This window comes from Vibrio makurazakiensis (assembly GCF_050337375.1).
GTDB classification, from domain to species: Bacteria; Pseudomonadota; Gammaproteobacteria; order Enterobacterales; family Vibrionaceae; genus Vibrio; species Vibrio makurazakiensis.
Genome location: NZ_JAKJSW010000355.1, coordinates 1 through 2,785 on the forward strand (window position 1 = coordinate 1; position 2,785 = coordinate 2,785).

General features: G+C 43.2%; 2 protein-coding genes. Both read right to left on the reverse strand.

Going from position 1 to position 2,785, the window contains the following annotated elements:
* Positions 1 to 323, reverse strand: a 323-nt coding sequence (mutT, locus tag L4C33_RS21280; RefSeq protein WP_428814388.1) for an 8-oxo-dGTP diphosphatase MutT, incomplete at its 3' end; no start/stop codon positions are given.
* 74 nt (positions 324 to 397) lie between these two features.
* Positions 398 to 2,785 (reverse strand): preprotein translocase subunit SecA (secA, locus tag L4C33_RS21285; RefSeq protein ID WP_428814389.1); only part of this gene is annotated, 2,388 nt, incomplete at its 5' end.

A 2,785-nucleotide genomic window follows, 5' to 3' on the forward strand; every position in this document is an offset into this window, starting at 1 on the left:
ACGCTAACCCATTCCCCTTGCTGCCCCTCTTTTCCATAAGGCTGATTATTGAAACCTGTGACAAGGATGAAATCAAACTTCAATGACTTATCCGAATAGTCAAACTCAAGGTGTTCAAACAAAGATTGTTCGGTAACTTCAATACCAATCTCTTCATCAAGTTCACGAACCATCGCTTGTTCTATGGTTTCACCAGTCTCAACTTTACCACCAGGGAACTCCCAAAAACCGCCTTTATGTTTATCGTCAGGGCGCTTAGTGATAAAAACTTGTGACTTATCTTGGTTGAAGATGATAGCAGCAACAATATGGATACGTTTCATTAGGTATTACCTTAAAATTTGCTTAAAAAAAGAGCCGCCAAGGCGACTCTTTAGATTTCAGAACGACGGTTCAATTAGTTAATTTGACCGTGACACTGTTTAAACTTCTTACCGCTACCACATGGGCATGGCTCATTTCGGCCAACTTTACGGTCATCACGAACAACAGTTTGAGGAGAAGAAGCTTCAGCTTCACCATCACTAAGTTGATTGTCAGCAGAAGCATGTTGAGCTTGTGCACGACGCGCAGCTTCTTCAGCTTGAGCTTGGCGCTGTGCTTCCATCTTCTCTACTTCTTCTTGCTGCTGAACACGAACTTTAGAAAGAATAGTAATCACATCAGACTTCAATGACTCAAGTAGACCTTCAAACAGTTCAAACGATTCACGCTTGTACTCTTGTTTTGGGTTCTTCTGAGCATAACCGCGCAAGTGGATACCTTGACGAAGGTGATCCATAGCCGCTAGATGCTCTTTCCAAAGCGTATCTAATGTTTGCAGCWTGACAGATTTTTCGAAGTTACGTAGTACTTGTGCACCAACCACTTCTTCTTTCTGTTTATATGTATCAACTGCCATTTCTAGGATACGTTCACGCAGTGCTTCTTCGTAAAGCTTGTCGTCTTCGTCTAACCAGCCTTGAATATCAAAGTCTAGATCGAAGTCGTTCTTCAGGCGATCTTGTAGACCTGCAATATCCCACATATCTTCTAGAGATTGTGGCGGGATATATTCATCCAATACCGCACTGAACACATCTTCGCGGTTATGTTCAATCATTTCGCTGATGTCATCAGCACTCATCAGTTCATCACGAAGCTCATAAACGACTTTACGCTGGTCATTCGCAACATCATCGTATTCAAGTAGCTGTTTACGGATGTCGAAGTTGCGGCCTTCCACTTTACGCTGAGCTTTTTCAATTGAACGAGAAAGCATACGACTTTCAATCGCTTCACCTTCATCCATACCGCTTTGGATAAGACCAGCCATACGATCTGATGTGAAGATACGCAGTAGAGAGTCTTCCATTGAAAGATAGAAACGAGAAGAACCGGCATCACCTTGACGACCAGAACGACCACGTAGTTGGTTATCGATACGGCGAGATTCATGACGTTCAGTACCGATAATATGCAAGCCACCAGATTCTAGAACTTTATCATGAATAATTTTCCAATCAGCTTTGATCTGGGCAATCTGTTCTTTCGTAGGGTTCTCTAGTTTTTCAACTTGAGTTTGCCAACTACCACCAAGAACGATATCGGTACCACGACCAGCCATGTTGGTTGCGATTGTAACTGCGCCAGGTGTACCAGCTTGAGCAACAATCTCAGCTTCCATTTCATGGAATTTGGCATTCAAGACGTGGTGCTTAACTTTGGCTTTTTTAAGAGCATTAGAAAGCAGTTCAGATTTTTCAATCGATACTGTACCAACCAAGCTAGGTTGACCTTGCTCAACACGTTCTTTGATATCTTCGATAATCGCATTGAACTTGTCTGTTTCGGTACGATAAACCACATCTGGCATATCATTACGAACCATTGGACGGTTAGTCGGAATAACTACCGTTTCCAGACCGTAAATAGACTGGAATTCGAAAGCTTCAGTATCAGCAGTACCCGTCATACCAGACAGCTTGTCGTATAGACGGAAAAAGTTTTGGAATGTGATTGATGCTAACGTTTGGTTTTCATTTTGAATCTTCACACCTTCTTTCGCTTCTACAGCTTGGTGTAAACCTTCAGACCAGCGACGTCCAGGCATTGTACGGCCTGTATGCTCATCAACGATAACCACTTCGCCTTCTTCAGTTACGATGTAATCAACGTCTTTTTCAAAAAGTACATGAGCACGCAATGCTGCATTTACGTGGTGCAGTAGGCTGATATTCGTTGGAGAGTAAAGTGTGTCACCCTCTTCCATCAAGCCATTCTTCACCATTAACTCTTCAACAAACTCCTGACCTGTTTCAGTTAGGTGAACTTGTTTAGACTTCTCATCCATCGTGTAGTGGCCATCGCCACGGTACTCTTCAGAGTCTTCTTTCTCTTGAAGCTCAAGATGAGGGATAAGTGTATTAATGCGAGTGTAAAGGTCTGAGCTATCTTCGGCAGGGCCGGAGATGATCAAAGGCGTACGTGCTTCATCGATTAAGATAGAATCCACTTCATCAACTACAGCGAAGAAGCGTGCACGTTGGACACGATCTTCAGCACGGAATGCCATGTTGTCACGCAGGTAATCAAAACCAAATTCGTTATTTGTTCCGTACAGAATATCCGCTAGGTAAGCTTCTTTCTTTTCAGGTGGCGGCATGTTTGGCACGTTAACGCCTACAGTCATGCCTAGGAATTCAAATAATGGGCGGTTTGTTTCAGCATCACGCTTTGCAAGGTAGTCATTCACGGTTACAACATGAACGCCTTTACCAGGCAGTGCATTTAAATATGCAGGAAG